The sequence below is a fragment of the Xanthomonas sontii genome, assembly GCF_040529055.1.
Taxonomy (GTDB): Bacteria; Pseudomonadota; Gammaproteobacteria; order Xanthomonadales; family Xanthomonadaceae; genus Xanthomonas_A; species Xanthomonas_A sontii.
The window spans coordinates 4,725,237-4,740,625 of sequence record NZ_CP132342.1; the positions used below are offsets into that span (position 1 = coordinate 4,725,237).

At 64.6% G+C, this 15,389-nt stretch carries 28 protein-coding genes; all 28 read right to left on the reverse strand.

Annotation, left to right across the window (positions count from 1 at the left end; all coding sequences use genetic code 11):
• Positions 1 to 58 precede the first annotated feature (58 nt).
• The 28 genes from RAB70_RS19960 to rpsJ all read right to left on the reverse strand — a co-directional run bounded on the left by RAB70_RS19960 (position 59) and on the right by rpsJ (position 15,177).
• On the reverse strand, positions 59 to 571 hold the full coding sequence (locus tag RAB70_RS19960; protein ID WP_043095224.1) for a disulfide bond formation protein B: 513 nt from the start codon (positions 569 to 571) through the stop codon (positions 59 to 61).
• A gap of 194 nt (positions 572 to 765) precedes the next feature.
• A complete protein-coding gene (gene rplQ / locus RAB70_RS19965) occupies positions 766 to 1,149 on the reverse strand; it encodes a 50S ribosomal protein L17 (protein WP_010340456.1) in 384 nt (127 codons plus the stop codon).
• Positions 1,150 to 1,349: 200 nt separating this feature from the next.
• A complete protein-coding gene (locus tag RAB70_RS19970) occupies positions 1,350 to 2,348 on the reverse strand; it encodes a DNA-directed RNA polymerase subunit alpha (protein ID WP_010340455.1) in 999 nt (332 codons plus the stop codon).
• A 51-nt stretch (positions 2,349 to 2,399) separates the two neighbouring features.
• Positions 2,400 to 3,029 carry a 30S ribosomal protein S4 gene (gene rpsD / locus RAB70_RS19975; RefSeq protein ID WP_010340454.1) on the reverse strand — a complete coding sequence of 210 codons (630 nt, stop codon included), beginning with the start codon at positions 3,027 to 3,029 and terminating at the stop codon, positions 2,400 to 2,402.
• 14 nt (positions 3,030 to 3,043) lie between these two features.
• Positions 3,044 to 3,436: a 30S ribosomal protein S11 gene (gene rpsK / locus RAB70_RS19980; RefSeq protein WP_003470632.1), complete on the reverse strand. Its 393-nt coding sequence runs from the start codon at positions 3,434 to 3,436 to the stop codon at positions 3,044 to 3,046.
• Between the two features lie 9 nt (positions 3,437 to 3,445).
• On the reverse strand, positions 3,446 to 3,802 hold the full coding sequence (gene rpsM, locus RAB70_RS19985; RefSeq protein WP_010340453.1) for a 30S ribosomal protein S13: 357 nt from the start codon (positions 3,800 to 3,802) through the stop codon (positions 3,446 to 3,448).
• Positions 3,803 to 4,142: 340 nt separating this feature from the next.
• Positions 4,143 to 5,513, reverse strand: coding sequence for a preprotein translocase subunit SecY (gene secY / locus RAB70_RS19990; RefSeq protein ID WP_026143874.1), 1,371 nt, complete (start codon positions 5,511 to 5,513; stop codon positions 4,143 to 4,145).
• Positions 5,514 to 5,520: 7 nt separating this feature from the next.
• Positions 5,521 to 5,964: a 50S ribosomal protein L15 gene (gene rplO, locus RAB70_RS19995; protein ID WP_010340451.1), complete on the reverse strand. Its 444-nt coding sequence runs from the start codon at positions 5,962 to 5,964 to the stop codon at positions 5,521 to 5,523.
• A 6-nt stretch (positions 5,965 to 5,970) separates the two neighbouring features.
• On the reverse strand, positions 5,971 to 6,162 hold the full coding sequence (rpmD, locus tag RAB70_RS20000; RefSeq protein ID WP_010340450.1) for a 50S ribosomal protein L30: 192 nt from the start codon (positions 6,160 to 6,162) through the stop codon (positions 5,971 to 5,973).
• Positions 6,155 to 6,700 (reverse strand): 30S ribosomal protein S5, encoded by a 546-nt coding sequence (gene rpsE, locus RAB70_RS20005; protein WP_010340449.1) that lies wholly within the window; start codon positions 6,698 to 6,700, stop codon positions 6,155 to 6,157. Before rpsE ends, rpmD begins: the two co-directional genes overlap by 8 nt.
• A gap of 155 nt (positions 6,701 to 6,855) precedes the next feature.
• Complete coding sequence (gene rplR, locus RAB70_RS20010; RefSeq protein WP_010340448.1) at positions 6,856 to 7,215, reverse strand: 50S ribosomal protein L18; 360 nt, start codon at positions 7,213 to 7,215, stop codon at positions 6,856 to 6,858.
• Positions 7,216 to 7,306: 91 nt separating this feature from the next.
• Complete coding sequence (gene rplF / locus RAB70_RS20015) at positions 7,307 to 7,834, reverse strand: 50S ribosomal protein L6 (RefSeq protein WP_017908703.1); 528 nt, start codon at positions 7,832 to 7,834, stop codon at positions 7,307 to 7,309.
• Between the two features lie 16 nt (positions 7,835 to 7,850).
• Complete coding sequence (rpsH, locus tag RAB70_RS20020) at positions 7,851 to 8,249, reverse strand: 30S ribosomal protein S8 (protein ID WP_010340446.1); 399 nt, start codon at positions 8,247 to 8,249, stop codon at positions 7,851 to 7,853.
• A 254-nt stretch (positions 8,250 to 8,503) separates the two neighbouring features.
• Positions 8,504 to 8,809, reverse strand: coding sequence for a 30S ribosomal protein S14 (rpsN, locus tag RAB70_RS20025; protein ID WP_010341607.1), 306 nt, complete (start codon positions 8,807 to 8,809; stop codon positions 8,504 to 8,506).
• A gap of 111 nt (positions 8,810 to 8,920) precedes the next feature.
• A complete protein-coding gene (rplE, locus tag RAB70_RS20030) occupies positions 8,921 to 9,463 on the reverse strand; it encodes a 50S ribosomal protein L5 (protein ID WP_010341606.1) in 543 nt (180 codons plus the stop codon).
• Between the two features lie 11 nt (positions 9,464 to 9,474).
• Complete coding sequence (gene rplX / locus RAB70_RS20035) at positions 9,475 to 9,792, reverse strand: 50S ribosomal protein L24 (protein ID WP_010341604.1); 318 nt, start codon at positions 9,790 to 9,792, stop codon at positions 9,475 to 9,477.
• Between the two features lie 15 nt (positions 9,793 to 9,807).
• The gene (gene rplN / locus RAB70_RS20040; protein ID WP_003486699.1) at positions 9,808 to 10,176 is read right to left on the reverse strand and encodes a 50S ribosomal protein L14; all 369 of its coding nucleotides are present in this window, start codon (positions 10,174 to 10,176) and stop codon (positions 9,808 to 9,810) included.
• A 14-nt stretch (positions 10,177 to 10,190) separates the two neighbouring features.
• Positions 10,191 to 10,460, reverse strand: coding sequence for a 30S ribosomal protein S17 (gene rpsQ, locus RAB70_RS20045; protein WP_010341599.1), 270 nt, complete (start codon positions 10,458 to 10,460; stop codon positions 10,191 to 10,193).
• Between the two features lie 11 nt (positions 10,461 to 10,471).
• The gene (gene rpmC, locus RAB70_RS20050; protein WP_010341597.1) at positions 10,472 to 10,657 is read right to left on the reverse strand and encodes a 50S ribosomal protein L29; all 186 of its coding nucleotides are present in this window, start codon (positions 10,655 to 10,657) and stop codon (positions 10,472 to 10,474) included.
• Entirely contained in the window at positions 10,657 to 11,070 is a 414-nt protein-coding gene (gene rplP, locus RAB70_RS20055; protein WP_003470657.1) for a 50S ribosomal protein L16, read from the reverse strand. The genes rpmC and rplP overlap by 1 nt, the downstream gene beginning before the upstream one ends.
• Positions 11,071 to 11,075: 5 nt before the next feature.
• The gene (gene rpsC, locus RAB70_RS20060; protein WP_010341595.1) at positions 11,076 to 11,810 is read right to left on the reverse strand and encodes a 30S ribosomal protein S3; all 735 of its coding nucleotides are present in this window, start codon (positions 11,808 to 11,810) and stop codon (positions 11,076 to 11,078) included.
• Between the two features lie 17 nt (positions 11,811 to 11,827).
• Positions 11,828 to 12,163, reverse strand: a complete 336-nt coding sequence (rplV, locus tag RAB70_RS20065; protein WP_003470663.1) for a 50S ribosomal protein L22 — start codon at positions 12,161 to 12,163, stop codon at positions 11,828 to 11,830.
• Between the two features lie 12 nt (positions 12,164 to 12,175).
• Positions 12,176 to 12,445: a 30S ribosomal protein S19 gene (rpsS, locus tag RAB70_RS20070; protein WP_010341594.1), complete on the reverse strand. Its 270-nt coding sequence runs from the start codon at positions 12,443 to 12,445 to the stop codon at positions 12,176 to 12,178.
• Between the two features lie 6 nt (positions 12,446 to 12,451).
• On the reverse strand, positions 12,452 to 13,279 hold the full coding sequence (rplB, locus tag RAB70_RS20075) for a 50S ribosomal protein L2 (protein ID WP_010341593.1): 828 nt from the start codon (positions 13,277 to 13,279) through the stop codon (positions 12,452 to 12,454).
• Positions 13,280 to 13,289: 10 nt separating this feature from the next.
• Positions 13,290 to 13,589, reverse strand: coding sequence for a 50S ribosomal protein L23 (rplW, locus tag RAB70_RS20080; protein ID WP_010341592.1), 300 nt, complete (start codon positions 13,587 to 13,589; stop codon positions 13,290 to 13,292).
• A complete protein-coding gene (gene rplD, locus RAB70_RS20085; RefSeq protein WP_010341591.1) occupies positions 13,586 to 14,191 on the reverse strand; it encodes a 50S ribosomal protein L4 in 606 nt (201 codons plus the stop codon). Before rplD ends, rplW begins: the two co-directional genes overlap by 4 nt.
• 12 nt (positions 14,192 to 14,203) lie before the next feature.
• Positions 14,204 to 14,854, reverse strand: a complete 651-nt coding sequence (gene rplC, locus RAB70_RS20090; protein ID WP_010341590.1) for a 50S ribosomal protein L3 — start codon at positions 14,852 to 14,854, stop codon at positions 14,204 to 14,206.
• Positions 14,855 to 14,865: 11 nt separating this feature from the next.
• Entirely contained in the window at positions 14,866 to 15,177 is a 312-nt protein-coding gene (gene rpsJ, locus RAB70_RS20095) for a 30S ribosomal protein S10 (protein WP_010341589.1), read from the reverse strand.
• Positions 15,178 to 15,389: the final 212 nt, after the last annotated feature.

Sequence of the window (15,389 nt, forward strand, 5' to 3'; positions counted from 1 at the left end):
CGGCGGGTTGACGACGGTCGCCATCAGACCAGGCGACCGACGCGCAGCCGCAAGACGGTCAGATCAGCGTGCGCTTGCGGCTCTTGAACCCGGCATACAGCGCGAACACCGCCAGCAACACGAAGCAGATCAGGCACCACATCGGCATCGACAGGCCGAGGAAGCGCCAGTCGATGTTGCCGCAGTCGCCGGTGCCGGTCAGCACCCGGCGCAGCACCTCGAACGGTCCCATGGTTTCGCGCAGGAAGCTCAGGGGCGGGCCGCAGGACGCCATCGGGTCCGGGAACAGCTGCACCGAGACATGCTTGGTGGAGATGCCGGCGCCCACGAGCGCGGCCAGGAAGGCCAGGACGCCATAGATCTTGCGCCCACCGGCGCTGCGCGGCCCGTGCAGGGCACCGAGCAGGAACAGCACGCCCAGTGCGGCGAACGCGATGCGCTGGAAGATGCACAGCGGGCACGGCTCGATGCCCAGCTGCAGCTGCACGAAGATCGCATAGCCCAGCAGGCCGGCACAGATCAGAAAGCCGAGCAGGAACTGCGCGCGGAAACCCCAACGTAACGGATTCATCGGACTCGAACTCGCATCGACGATCCACGCATTATCCGCGATCGTGCGCTCCATCACCATGTGTCATGGCGCTGTCGGCCGCCCCAGCCCGCGCCGCGACCGCGCTCTCCCCATCCCCAATCCCGACTCCGCGATCCCCAAAAACAAAAAAGCCCGGACATGCCGGGCTTCTTGCTGCTGCAGGTGCGAACCGATTACTCGGCCACTTCCTCGGCCACGGCCGGGCGATCGACCAGCTCGACGTACGCCATCGGCGCGTTGTCGCCGGCGCGGAAGCCGCACTTGAGGATGCGCAGGTAGCCGCCCGGGCGCGCCTGGTAGCGCGGGCCCAGCGTGGTGAACAGGGTGCCGACCGCTTCCTTGTCGCGCAGGCGGGCGAACGCCAGGCGGCGGTTGGCGACGTTGTCGACCTTGGCCAGGGTGATCAGCGGCTCGGCGACGCGGCGCAGTTCCTTGGCCTTCGGCAGGGTGGTCTTGATCAGCTCGTGCTTGATCAGCGACGCCGCCATGTTCTTGAACATCGCTTCGCGGTGGGCGCTGGTGCGGCTGAACTTGCGGCCGGATTTCTGGTGACGCATGGGTTGGGATTCCTATGGAAGAGTGTGACTGTTGGAGATCGCTGTCGCCGTCCTGGCGTTGAAAGTGGACTGCGGATGGTCCGTGCCGGCCGTCCCTGACCGGGCGACGCCGCGGGCTTGGCGACCCGTCGACGTGGTGATGCGGATGAAGCGAACGACACGCGGCCGATGCCTTGCGGCACCGGCCGGATGCGCAAAACTCAGCCGAGCATGCCGTGCTGGGCGACGCCGGCCGGCGGCCAGTTCTCCAGCTTCATGCCGAGCGACAGGCCACGCTGGGCCAGCACTTCCTTGATCTCGGTGAGCGACTTCTTGCCCAGGTTCGGGGTCTTGAGCAGCTCGACTTCGGTCTTCTGGATCAGATCGCCGATGTAGTAGATGCTCTCGGCCTTCAGGCAGTTGGCCGACCGCACGGTCAGTTCCAGATCGTCGATCGGACGCAGCAGCACCGGATCCACGCCGTTGCTGGCCGGCTTGGCCGCGCCACGGTCGCGATGGGTGAAGTCGCCGAACACCGACAGCTGGTCGCTGAGGATGTCGGCGGCGGTGCGCACGGCTTCCTCGGCATCGATCGTGCCGTTGGTTTCGATGTCCAGGACCAGCTTGTCCAGGTCGGTTCGCTGCTCGACGCGGGCCGACTCGACCGCGTAGGCGACGCGGCGCACCGGCGAGAACGAGGCGTCCAGGACCAGGCGACCGATGGTGCGGGTCTCTTCGTCCGGACGGCGGCGCGCGGCGGCCGGCTGATAGCCGAAGCCACGCTCGATCTTCAGACGCATGTTGATCGCCGTGTCCTTGGTCAGGTGGCAGATCACGTGGTCGTTGTTGAGGATCTCGACGTTGTGGTCGGTCTTGATGTCGGCGGCAGTGACCGTGCCCGGACCCTGCTTGGACAGCGACAGCGTGGCGCTGTCACCGGTATGCATGCGGATGGCCACGTCCTTGAGGTTCAGCAGGACTTCCAGCACGTCCTCCTGCAGCCCTTCGACCGTGGTGTACTCGTGCAGCACGCCGTCGATCTCGACTTCGGTGATCGCGAAGCCGGGAATCGAGGACAGCAGCACGCGACGCAGGGCGTTGCCCAGCGTATGCCCATACCCGCGCTCCAAGGGCTCGATCACGACCTTGGCGCGGTTGTCGGTAAGGCGTTCGATCTGCGGCCCACGCGGGCGCAGAACCTGGTTGGCGGTAACCGTCATGTTGCGGGTTCTCCTGACGAGCCTCCGTGGACCGGAGGCTCTCCGATGTGATTACTTCGAATACAACTCGACGATCAGCGCTTCGTTGATGTCGGCAGGCAGGTCCGCACGGTCCGGCACGGCCTTGAAGATGCCGCTGAACTTCTTCGAATCGACCTCGACCCACGACGGGTTCAGGTCGTGCGTTTCGGCAACGGTCAGCGCTTCCTGCACGCGAAGCTGCTTCTGCGCCTTTTCCGACAGGGCGATCGCGTCGCCGGCCTTGACCTGGTACGAGGCCAGGTTCACCGACTTGCCGTTCACCAGCACGCCACGGTGCGACACCAGCTGGCGCGCGGCCGGACGGGTGACGGCGAAGCCCATGCGGTAGACGACGTTGTCCAGGCGGGTTTCCAGCAGCTGCAGCAGGTTCTCGCCGGTGTTGCCCTTCTTGGTCGAGGCCTTCTTGTAGTAGTTGCGGAACTGACGCTCCAGCAGACCGTAGATACGCTTGACCTTCTGCTTCTCGCGCAGCTGGGTGGCGTAGTCGGACAGCTTGCCCTTGCGGGCGGTCGCGCCGTGCTGGCCGGGCTTCTGCTCCAGCTTGCACTTGGAGTCCAGCGCACGCGCCGGGCTCTTGAGGGAAAGATCGGCGCCTTCGCGGCGCGCGAGCTTACAGGTAGGACCGATATAACGAGCCATTTCTTATCGCTCCTTTAGACGCGACGCTTCTTCGGCGGACGGCACCCGTTGTGCGGGATCGGCGTCACGTCGATGATGTTGGTGATCTTGTATCCGACGTTGTTCAACGAACGGACGGCGGACTCGCGACCCGGACCCGGGCCCTTGATGCGCACTTCCAGCGACTTCACGCCGTAGTCGAGCGCAGCGCGCCCGGCCTTCTCGGCGGCCACCTGCGCCGCGAACGGCGTGGACTTGCGCGAACCGCGGAAACCGGCGCCACCGGAGGTCGCCCAGGACAACGCATTGCCCTGACGGTCGGTGATGGTCACGATGGTGTTGTTGAACGAAGCGTGGACGTGGGCGACGCCGTCGGTGACGACGCGCTTGATCTTCTTCTTGGTCTTTGCTGCTGCGGGCTTAGCCATGTCGGTCCCTTACTTCTTGATCGCCTTGCGCGGACCCTTGCGGGTGCGGGCGTTGGTACGGGTGCGCTGACCGCGCAGGGGCAGGCCACGACGGTGACGCAGGCCGCGGTAGCAGCCCAGGTCCATCAGTCGCTTGATGGCGATGCCGATTTCGCGACGCAGGTCGCCTTCGACGATGTACTTGCCGACTTCGAGACGCAGGCGCTCGATTTCCGGCTCGGACAGGTCGCGGATCTTGGTGGTCGAGGTCACGCCTGCGGCTTCGCAGACCTTCTTCGAACGGGTACGGCCGATGCCGTAGATGCTTTGCAACCCGACCCAGACGTGCTTCTGGGCTGGCAGGTTGACGCCTGCAATACGCGCCATGACGCGGTTCTCCAACTGAGTGATGGCCCGACGGCGCACCACGGCGCCATCCGGCAGGATGGATCAAAAAGTGAACTTGTAAGTCTAGCAAGGTCTCGGGTTACATGGAAGCCCGCGGAACCGCAAGGTTCCGCAAGCCCGGCATGGGGAGTGTGCCCATGCTCCGGCGCCGGACGTCGTTGACAGGGAGAAACCTCCGCCCTGTCGCCCGCGCTACTCCAGCGCAGGACCACCACGTCTCACCCGCGCACGAGACCGCTGCACGGGCCGCCCTTCAAGTCGGAAGACTGCGCCCGGGAACCGGGGGCGTCTTCGCGGAAGGATTCAAACAGTATAGCAATCAACCGCGGGCAAAACCGCCGCCGCGCGAGCCACCCTTGAGGTTGGCCTTCTTCAACAGGCTCTCGTACTGGTGCGACATCAGGTGCGCCTGGATCTGCGCGATGAAGTCCATCACCACCACGACCGCGATCAGCAGCGAGGTGCCGCCGAAGTGGAACGAGGTGCCAAGCTGGGCACGCATCACTTCCGGCAGCAGGCACACGATCACCAGGTACACCGAGCCGGCCGCGGTCAGGCGGGTCAGCACGCCGTCGACATAGTCGGCGGTGGCCTTGCCCGGCCGGATGCCCGGAATCAGCGCGCCGGACTTCTTCAGGTTGTCCGCGGTTTCCTGCGAGTTGAACACCAGCGCGGTATAGAAGAACGCGAAGCCGATGATCAGCGCAGCGAACACGATCATGTGCACCGGCTCGCCCGGGCCCAGCGCGTTGGCGATGCGCTGCAGCCACATACCGAACGTGCTGTTGGAGGCGGCCTGGCCCGACCACATCGACAGCGTCGCCGGGAAGGCGAGGATGCTCGAGGCGAAGATCGGCGGAATCACGCCGGCCATGTTGAGCTTCAGCGGCAGGAACGAGGTCTGGTTCATGTACGCGTTGCGACCGCCCTGGCGGCGCGCGTAGTTCACCGTGATCCGCCGCTGCCCGCGCTCGACGAACACCACGAACAGGGTGAAGGCGAGTATGGTCAGGACGATCAGCAACAGCGAGATGAAGCTCATGTTGCCGTCGCGGTAGGCTTCCACGGTCTGGATCGCCGCCGCCGGCAGGCCGGCGACGATGCCGGCGAAGATGATCAGCGAGACGCCGTTGCCGATGCCGCGCTCGGTCACCTGCTCGCCGACCCACATCAGGAAGATGGTGCCGGCGGTCAACGCGATCACCGCGGTGAGCACGAAGCCCATGCCGGGGGCGTAGACGACCGGCGCGCCGCCCGGTGCGGTCTGGTTCTGCAGCGCAAGGGCGATACTGCCGCCCTGCACCACCGCCAGCAGCACCGCGCCGATGCGCGAATACTGGGTGATCTTGCGCCGGCCCGACTCGCCTTCCTTCTGCATCGCCTTCAGCGACGGAAAGATGTGCGTGGCCAGCTGGATCACGATCGACGCCGAGATGTACGGCATCACGTTCAGCGCGAAGATGCTGAAACGGTGCAGGGCGCCGCCCGAGAACATGTTGAACATGTCCACGATGCCGCCGCCCTGCGCCTGCATCAGCGCAAGCATGGCTTCGGGATTGACGCCCGGCACCGGCACGTAGCAGCCGATGCGATAGACGATCAATGCGCCGAGAACGAACAACAGGCGCTGGCGAAGTTCCGTGAACTTGCCGAGCCCGCCGCCGAGGTTACCCATGCCAGCCTGCGCCATCTGCGTGTTACTCCTGCACGCTGCCGCCGGCAGCTTCGATTGCCGCCTTGGCACCGGCGGTCGCCGCAACGCCCTTCAGCACGAACTTCTTGGTCAGTTCGCCCTTCAGGACCACCTTGGCCTTCTTCGCGGTGCTCGGGACCAGCTTCGCGGCGCGCAGCGCGGCGAAATCGATCTCGCCGGCCGGCAGGTTGTCGAGCTGGTAGGACAGCACTTCGGCGGTGTCCTTGGCCATCTTCGAACGGAAGCCGATCTTCGGCAGACGGCGCTGCATGGGGGTCTGGCCGCCTTCGAAGCCGGCCTTGATCTTGCCGCCGCCCTTGCGCGCGAACGAACCCTTGTGGCCGCGGCCGGCGGTCTTGCCGAGACCGGAACCGATGCCGCGACCGACGCGGGTGCGCTCGGTACGCGCGCCCGGAGCGGGCTTCAGATCATTCAGATGCAAAGTCATGGTCGATTACTCCTCAACCTGGACGAGGTACTGAACCTTGTTGATCAGGCCGCGCACTTGCGGGCTGTCCTTCAGTTCGCGCACATCGTTGAGCTTGTTCAGGCCCAGGGCACGCACCGACAGGCGGTGACGCGACTGGGTACCACGCAGGCCGCGCACCAGGCGCACCTTGACGGTCTTGGTGGATTCATTAGCCATGGGTCAGATCCTCCACCTTCTTGCCGCGCTTGGCCGCGATGCGGGCCGGCGACTGCATGTCTTCCAGGCCGCGCAGGGTGGCGCGCACCAGGTTGATCGGGTTGCGCGAACCGACGGCCTTGGCCAGCACGTTCTTCACGCCCACCGCTTCCAGCACGGCGCGCATGGCGCCGCCGGCGATCACGCCGGTACCTTCCGAGGCCGGCATCATGAACACGCGCGCCGCGCCGTGGCCGGACTTCACCGGGTGCCACAGGGTGCCGTTGTTCAGATCGATGTTGAGCATGCCCTTGCGCGCATACTCCATCGACTTCTGGATCGCGACCGGCACTTCGCGCGCCTTGCCGTAACCGAAGCCGATCTTGCCGTTGCCGTCGCCGACCACGGTCAGCGCGGTGAAGGTGAACTGGCGACCGCCCTTGACCGTCTTGCTGACGCGGTTGACCGCGACCAGCTTCTCGATCATGCCGTCGTCGACTTTCTCTTCGCGGTTGCGGTCGCGATCACGACCCCGCGGTGCACGCTGTTCTTCAGCCATTGTGATGTCCTTGATAGAGGAAAAGATTTACGGCTTCGTTGCCGCTTGTGGTTGTGGTCTGGAGCCGTGTTCCCCGGACGCGCGCAGAAGGCGCGCCAAGGTCCGATGCAGCCCGCATCGGCGGGACGGGCGCGGCATCGCCGCACCCGCAAGGATCAGAACTGCAGGCCGCCTTCGCGCGCGGCGTCGGCCAGCGCCTTGATGCGGCCGTGGTAGCGGTAGCCCGAGCGGTCGAAGGCGACCTTCTCGACACCCGCGGCCTTGGCGCGCTCGGCGATCAGCTTGCCCACCTTGGCGGCGGCGTCGCTGTTCTTGCCGTTCTTCAGGCCGTCCTTGACGTCGGCCTGCAGGGTGTTCGCCGCGGCGAGGACCTTGGAGCCGTCGGCGGTGAAGACCTGCGCGTACAGGTGCTGGCCGGTGCGCAGCACCGACAGGCGGGCGACGCCGAGCTCGCGGATGTGGGCGCGGGTCGACTTGGCGCGACGCAGGCGGGCGATGTTCTTGTTGATGCTCATGGTATGTGTCCTAGGAAAGCTGAAGGGGAACAGGCTTTTGCAGTGGAGAGTCCGGCCATGGATGGCCGGGCTCCTCGCAGAAGGACCTGCCTTAGGCCTTCTTGGCTTCCTTGCGAATGATGGCTTCACCGGCGTACTTCACACCCTTGCCCTTGTAGGGCTCCGGCGGACGGAAACCGCGGATCTTGGCGGCGACTTCGCCGACGCGCTGCTTGTCGGCGCCCTGCACCAGGATCTCGGTCTGGGTCGGAGCGGCCAGGGTGATGCCTTCCGGCGCGCTGAACACGATCGGGTGCGAGAAACCGAGCGCCAGGCTCAGGTCCTTGCCCTGCATCGTGGCACGGTAGCCGACGCCCACCAGCTCGAGCTTGCGCTCGAAGCCCGCGGACACGCCCTGCACCATGTTCGCCAGGATGGCGCGAACGGTGCCGGTGATGGCGATGTGCGACGGATCGTTCGCCGACAGCGTGGCGACACCGTTTTCCTGCTTGATTTCGACGCCGGCCGGCTTCGGCAGCGACAGGGTGCCCTTCGGGCCCTTGACGCTGACCTGATCGGCCTGGACGGTGAGTTCGACGCCCTTCGGGAGGGAGATCGGCTTCTTGGCTACGCGGGACATGTGAGTGCTCCTTCCCTTAGGCCACGAAGCACAGGACTTCGCCACCGACGCCGGCCTGACGGGCCTGCGCATCGGTCATGATGCCCTTGGACGTGGAAATGATGGCAACGCCCAGACCGCCGAGAACCTTCGGCAGCTCGGTCTTGCCGCGATACTGGCGCAGACCCGAACGCGACACGCGCTTGAGCGTATCGATGACCGGGCGGCCCTCGAAATACTTCAGCACGATTTCCAGTTCGGACTTGTTGTTCTCGATCGCGTTGACGCGCAGATCGCTGATATAGCCTTCGGCCTTCAGCACTTCCGCGATCGCAACCTTGATCTTGGAGGACGGCATCTTCACCGTCGGCTTGCCAACCGCGGCCGCATTCTTGATGCGGACCAGCAGGTCGGCGATGGGATCAGTCATGCTCATGGTGTCTACCTTTGAGTGCACCGATATCCGCTTTCGCGAAAATCTTGTGTGGTGGAGCGGTGGAATGACGCAGGGGGTGAAGCGCGCAACCGCCGGAGGAACCCGCGGCGGCTGCCATACCCGTCCCTGCCGCGAGGCAAGGAGCGGGAGTATACGACAAAAAGTCCGACTTGCGTCGGACTCGTTGTCTGAACGACACGCGGGCGGCTAGACCGCCCTGCCCGGCCCCGCGAACGGGACCGGCGCCGCTGGCATTACCAGCTGGCCTTGCGCAGGCCCGGAACGTCGCCGTTCATGGTCGCCTTGCGCAGCATGTTGCGGCCCAGGCCGAACTTGCCGTAGACGCCACGCGGGCGGCCGGACAGTTCGCAACGGGTCCGCTGGCGGCTCGGCGACGAATCGCGCGGCAGCTTCTGCAGCTTGGTCACGGCCTCGGCCTTCTCGTCGTACGAGGCGGTGCCGGAGGCGATGATCTTCTTCAGCGCATCACGCTTGTCGGCGAACTTCTTCGCCAGCTTCTTGCGCTTGATGTCGCGGTTGACCATGGAGGTCTTTGCCATCTGTAAATCCTCGGGATTCGAGAGTGGGGATTGGAGATTTCCAGAACCCGGGATGTGACGGGCGCAGCGCCCTTCCATCCCGAATCCCGAATCCCGAATCCCGTCTGTCAATCAGTTACGGAACGGGAACTTGAACGCTTCGAGCAGCGCCTTGGCTTCGGCGTCGGTCTTGGCGGTGGTGGTGATGGCGATATCCATACCGCGGATCGCGTCGACGGCGTCGAAGTCGATTTCCGGGAAGATGATCTGCTCCTTCACGCCCATGTTGAAGTTGCCGCGGCCGTCGAACGAACGACCCGAGACACCACGGAAGTCGCGCACGCGCGGCAGCGAGATGTTGATCAGGCGGTCCAGGAACTCGTACATCTTGGCGCGACGCAGCGTGGTCTTGCAGCCGATCGGCCAACCATCGCGGATCTTGAACGACGCCACCGAGATGCGCGACTTGGTCACCACCGGCTTCTGGCCGGAGACCTTGGCCATGTCGGCGACGGCGTTTTCCAGGATCTTCTTGTTCGTCGCGGCTTCGCCCACGCCCATGTTCAGCGTGACCTTGACCAGCTTCGGCACTTCCATCGGATTGGTGTAACCGAACTTCTTCATCAGAGCCGGTACCACTTCTTCCTTGTAGATCTTTTCGAGACGGGAAGTCATTGTGTCATTCCTCAGGCGTCGAGCGCCTCACCGCTGGAGCGGAACACACGCAGTTTGCGTCCATCCTCCAGCACCTTGAAGCCAACGCGGTCGCCCTTGCCCGTGGCCGGGTTGAGGATCGCAACGTTGGAAATATGGATCGACGCTTCGCGCTCGACCACGCCGCCGGCGACGCCCGCCTGCGGGTTCGGCTTGGTGTGGCGCTTGACGATGTTCGCGTTGGAGACGACCACGCGGTCGCCGTCGACGCGGACGACTTCGCCCTGCTTGCCCTTGTCCTTGCCGGTGGTGACGACGACCTGGTCGCCCTTCTTGATACGGTTAGCCATGTGTATGTCCTCCGCTCACAGCACTTCGGGAGCGAGCGAGACGATCTTCATGAACTTCTCGGACCGCAGCTCGCGGGTCACAGGCCCGAAGATGCGCGTGCCGATCGGCTCCTGCTTGTTGTTGAGCAACACCGCGGCGTTGCCGTCGAAGCGGATCAACGAACCGTCCGGACGACGCACACCCTTGCGGGTACGCACGACGACGGCGTCGTAGACTTCGCCCTTCTTGACCTTGCCGCGCGGGATCGCGTCCTTGACGGTGACCTTGATGATGTCGCCAATGTGCGCGTAGCGGCGCTTGGAGCCGCCGAGCACCTTGATGCACATCACTTCCTTGGCACCGGAATTGTCGGCGACGTCGAGGTAGCTCTGCATCTGGATCATGATTCAGATCTCCCTTATTCGGCCGCGCGGGTGACGATTTCCACCACCCGCCAGTTCTTGGTCTTGGACATCGGCGCAATCTCGGTCACGCGCACGACATCGCCTTCGTTGCAGGCGTTGTCGGCGTCGTGGGCGTGGAGCTTGGTCGAGCGCTTGATGTACTTGCCGTACAGCGCATGCTTGACCTGACGCTCCACCAGCACGGTGACGGTCTTGTCCATCTTGTTGCTGACCACACGGCCTTCGACCGTGCGCAGCGTCTTGCTTTCGTTATTGTCGCTCATCGCGGCCATCCTTACTTCGTGCTGCCGAGCAGGTGCTTGACGCGAGCGATCTCGCGGCGCACCCGGCGGGTTTCGTGAGTCTTCGGCAGCTGCCCGGTGACCTGCTGCATGCGCAGGGCGAACTGCTCCTTGCGCAGATCGGTCAGGTGGGCCTTCAGATCGTCGGCCGACTTCTCGCGGAGTTGTTTGATGTCCATCAGCGTACCGTCCGGGTCACGAAGGTGGTGGTCACCGAAAGCTTGGCAGCGGCCAGGCGGAACGCCTCGCGCGCGACATCTTCGCCGACGCCTTCGATTTCATAGATCATGCGACCGGGCTGGATCTGCGCGACCCAGTACTCGACGTTACCCTTACCGGAGCCCATTCGCACTTCGATCGGCTTCTTGGTGATCGGCTTGTCCGGGAACACGCGGATCCACATCTTGCCGCCGCGCTTGACGTAGCGGCTGATCGAGCGGCGCGCCGCTTCGATCTGGCGCGCGGTCAGCTGACCGTGCGCCGTGGCCTTCAGCCCGTACTCGCCGAAGCTGACGGCGTTTCCGCTCCATGCCAGGCCGTCGTTACGACCCTTGTGCATCTTGCGGTATTTGGTTCGCTTGGGTTGCAACATTGCCGTTACCTCGCTTCACGGGCCGGACGCGACGGACGGTCGCCACGGTCGCCGCGATCGTTACGATCGTTGCGCGGGGAATCGTCCTGCTTTTCCTGGCCAACCTGGGAGAAATCGAAGATCTCGCCCTTGTAGATCCAGACCTTGATGCCGATGATGCCGTAGGTCGTCTTGGCTTCGGCGAAGCCGTAGTCGATGTCGGCACGCAGCGTGTGCAGCGGCACGCGGCCCTCGCGGTACCACTCGGAACGGGCGATTTCCGCACCGTTCAGACGGCCGGCGACGTTGACCTTGATGCCCAGGGCACCCAGGCGCATCGCGTTGCCGACCGAGCGCTTCATCGCGCGGCGGAACATGATGCGACGCTCCAGCTGCTGCGCGATCGACTCGGCGACCAGCTGCGCGTCCAGCTCCGGCTTGCGCACTTCGGTGACGTTGATGTGGGCGGGGACGCCCATCATCTCGCTCACTTCCTTGCGCAGCTTCTCGATGTCCTCACCGCGCTTGCCGATCACCACGCCCGGGCGGGCGGTGTGGATCGTCACGCGCGCGGTCTTGGCCGGACGCTCGATCAGGATCTTGCTGATGCCCGCCTGCGCCAGCTTCTTGCGCAGCATTTCGCGGACCTTGAGGTCGGCTGCCAGGTAACCGGCGAACTCGGCCTTGTTGGCGTACCACTTGGAATTCCAGTCCTTGGCGATACCCAGGCGGATTCCGATCGGATGAACTTTATGACCCATCGTCTTTTCCTTTCCGCTTACTTGGCGGCGCCCACAACCACAGTGATGTGGCTGGTGCGCTTGAGGATGCGGGTACCGCGGCCTTTCGCCCGCGCCATGAAACGCTTCAGGGTCGGACCTTCATCAACCATGATGGTCTTGACCTTCAGCTCGTCGACATCCGCGCCTTGATTGTTCTCGGCATTGGCGATCGCCGACTCCACCACCTTCTTGATCAGGTGGGCAGCCTTCTTGTCCGAGAACTTCAGCAGGTTGACCGCCCGCTCGGCGGAAAGACCACGGACCTGGTCGGCGACCAGGCGGGCCTTCTGCGGGGAGATGCGCGCGGTGCGCAGGATTGCTTTCGCTTCCATCGTCATCTCTCCTTACCGGCCCGACTTCTTGTCGCCACCGTGACCCTTGAAGGTCCGGGTGACGGCAAATTCGCCGAGCTTGTGGCCGACCATGTTCTCGTTGACCAGCACCGGAACGTGGTTCTTGCCGTTATGCACGGCGATGGTGAAACCCACCATCTCCGGCAGGATCATCGAGCGACGCGACCAGGTCTTGATCGGACGCTTGCTACCGGCCGCGGCCTCCACCTTCTTGACGAGGTGGTGATCGACGAACGGGCCCTTCTTGAGTGAACGTGCCATGGTCGATTAGCCCCTACGATCGCGGACGATGAATTGTTCGGTGCGCTTGTTATGGCGCGTCTTGTAACCCTTGGTCGGGACACCCCACGGGGTGACCGGATGCGGATTACCCTGACCGGCCTTCGCCTCACCACCACCGTGCGGGTGGTCGACCGGGTTCATGGCCGCACCGCGAACGGTCGGACGCACGCCGCGCCAGCGCTTGGCGCCCGCCTTGCCCAGCTTCTCGAGGTTGTGCTCGTCGTTGCCGACTTCGCCGATGGTGGCGCGGCACTCGGACGGCACCTTGCGCATTTCGCCGGAGCGCAGACGCAGGGTGGCGTAGATGCCTTCACGCGCGACCAGCTGCACCGCGGCGCCGGCGGCACGCGCGATCTGCGCGCCCTTGCCCGGCTTCAGCTCGATCCCGTGGACGGTGGTACCGACCGGGATGTTGCGCAGCGGCAGGGTGTTGCCGGTCTTGATCGGCGCATCCGAACCCGCGATCACCTGATCGCCGGCCTTCAGGCCCTTCGGCGCGATGATGTAGCGGCGCTCGCCGTCGGCGTAGCACAGCAGGGCGATATGGGCGGTGCGGTTGGGATCGTATTCGATCCGCTCCACGCGCGCCGGGATACCTTCCTTGTTGCGCTTGAAGTCGATGACGCGGTAGTGCTGCTTGTGGCCACCGCCGACGTGGCGGGTGGTGATGCGGCCGTGGTGGTTACGACCACCGGACTTGCTCTGCTTTTCCACCAGTGCAGCGTGCGGGGCGCCCTTGTGCAGATCGGGCGTGACCACGCGCACGGCCGAACGACGGCCTGCGGAGGTGGGCTTGAATTTCATCAATGGCATGGGATGTACCTCAGGCCTTGGCCGTTACGTCGATGGACTGGCCTTCGGCCAGACGCACGTACGCCTTGCGCCAATCGCCGCGACGACCGCTGCGCGAACGGAAGGACTTGTTCTTGCCCTTGACGTTCAACACGTTGACCGACTCGACCTTGACGTCGAACAGCTGCTCGACCGCGGCCTTGACATCGGCCTTGGTGGCTTCGTTCGAAATCTCGAAGACGTACTGATTGGAGAGTTCCTGCAGGCGCGCGGTCTTTTCGGAGACACGCGGAGCGCGCAGCACGCTGAAGATTTTTTCGTTGCTGCTCATGCCAGCCACTCCTCGACCTTCTTGACCGCATCGGCGGTGATCACGACCGTGTCGGCCCCGACCAGCGACACCGGATCCAGGCCCTGCACGTCGCGCACTTCCACGTAGGGAAGGTTGCGGGCGGACAGGTACAGATGCTCGGACGCTTCTTCGGTCACGATCAGCGGGCGCTTGCCCACTTCCAGACCCTTCAGCTTCTCGACCAGGCCCTTGGTCTTGCTGGCCTCGACGTCGAACGCGTCGACGACCATCAGGCGGCCCTGGCGGTTCAGTTCCGAGAGGATCGCGCAGATGGCCGCGCGGTACATCTTGCGGTTGACCTTCTGCTCGAAGCTGCGCGGCTTGGCCGCGAAGGTCACGCCACCGCCGACGAAGATCGGAGCGGTCAGCGCGCCGTGGCGAGCGCCACCGCCCTTCTGCTTCTTCGACTTCTTGGTGGTGCCGTTGACTTCCGAACGCGTCTTCTGCGCCTTGGTGCCGGCGCGGCCGGCGTTGCGATAGGCGACGACGACCTGGTGAACCAGATCCTCGCTGAAATCGCGGCCGAACACGGCGTCGGAGACCGAGACCTTGTTGTTGCTACCCGTGATAACGAGTTCCATCGTCATCTCTCCTTATGCCTTGCTAGCCGGACGCACGATCACGTCGCCACCGGCAGCGCCAGGCACAGCGCCGCGAATGGCGATCAGGCCACGCTCGACGTCGACCTTGACCACTTCCAGATTCTGCGTGCTCTGCTGCACCGCGCCCATGTGGCCGGACATCTTCTTGCCCGGGAAAACGCGACCCGGGGTCTGGCGCTGACCCAGCGAACCCGGCGCGCGATGCGACAGCGAGTTACCGTGGGTGGCATCGCCCATGCGGAAGTTGTGCCGCTTGATGGTGCCCTGGAAGCCCTTACCCTTGGTGACGCCCTGGACATCGACCTTCTGGCCGACGGCGAAGATGTCCGCCTTGATTTCGCCGCCGACGGCGAACTCGCCCAGCTGCGCGTCCTCGACGCGGAACTCCCACAGGCCGCGACCCGCTTCGACCTTCGCCTTGGCGAAATGGCCGGACGCCGGCTTGTTGACCAGCGCGGCGCGACGGGCGCCCACGGTGATCTGCACGGCGCTGTAGCCGTCGGCTTCGACGGTCTTGAGCTGGGTGATGCGGTTCGGGGTCGCTTCGATCAGGGTGACCGGGATGGAGCGGCCGTCTTCGGTGAAGACGCGGCTCATGCCGGCCTTGCGGCCCACGAAGCCCAACGAATACTTCTTCGTCATGGTCGTAGTCCTCAGGTCAACTTGATCTGGACATCGACGCCAGCCGCGAGCTCGAGCTTCATCAGCGCGTCCACGGTCTTGTCGTTGGGGTCGACGATGTCGAGCACGCGCTTGTGCGTGCGGGTCTCGTACTGGTCACGCGCGTCCTTGTCGACGTGCGGGGAAACGAGGATGGTGTAGCGTTCGATCTTGGTCGGCAGCGGGATCGGGCCACGCACTTGCGCGCCGGTCCGCTTGGCCGTCTCGACGATCTCGCTGGCCGAACGGTCGATCAAACGATGATCGAACGCCTTCAGCCGAATCCGGATCTTTTGGTCCGCCATGACGGTGGGTTCCTTCGTTAAAAGAGCGACGGGCAAGGCCTCTGGGATACCTGCCCCGGTTGTTTCCTGATGTCGTACCGCAGAGCATCCGGCTCGGCGGGGGCATTCCTCCGCCCCAAAAACTGGGGCAGACCAGTCGACCCGGCCTGCCCAGACGGAAAAGTATAATGCGCAGCTAGAGCAGCGTCAACAACCCGGGGCTGTTGAGTGCT